Origin of the sequence: Plebeiibacterium sediminum, assembly GCF_026013605.1 — a bacterium.
Lineage (GTDB): Bacteria > Bacteroidota > Bacteroidia > Bacteroidales > Marinilabiliaceae > Saccharicrinis > Saccharicrinis sediminus.
Map to the genome: position 1 here is coordinate 1 of NZ_JAPDPJ010000284.1, position 548 is coordinate 548.

The window sequence follows — 548 nt, forward strand, 5'->3', positions numbered from 1 at the left end:
TGTATTTAAAAATTAATAATGGTAGAAGATGTAATTATCTTACGAATTTTGTTAGTTTTAGCCTAAGCTCCCGCTTTGCGGGTTTAGTTCAACACAGCAACCATAGCCAATAGCGACTATATAGAAGTAACAACTACTAGTTTGACCTTTGCAGCAGGCGAAACTTCAAAAACAGTTAGCGTTACAGTATATGGTGATGCAGTATACGAAGGTGATGAAAGCATGTATGTGAATTTAAGCAATGCTTCAGGAGCGACTATCGCGGATAATCAAGGCGTTGGAACCATCACCGATGATGACGGTCAACCGACTATCAGCATTAACGATGCATCTGTAACGGAGGGCAATTCAGGTACTGCTACTTTAAATTTTACCGTTTCATTGAATCATGCCAGTTCCTCAGCAGTAACAGTAGATTACGCCACCGCCGATAACACAGCAACCATAGCCAATAGCGACTATGTAGAAGTAACAACTACTAGTTTGACCTTTGCAGCAGGCGAAACTTCAAAAACAGTAAGCGTTACAGTATATGGTGATGCGGTATA

1 protein-coding gene is annotated in these 548 nt (G+C 40.5%); it reads left to right on the forward strand.

The genetic code is table 11. From position 1 onward, the window contains the following. Positions 1-141: 141 nt before the first annotated feature. On the forward strand, positions 142-548 hold a 407-nt coding region (locus OM075_RS25485), incomplete at its 3' end, for a Calx-beta domain-containing protein (RefSeq protein ID WP_301193376.1).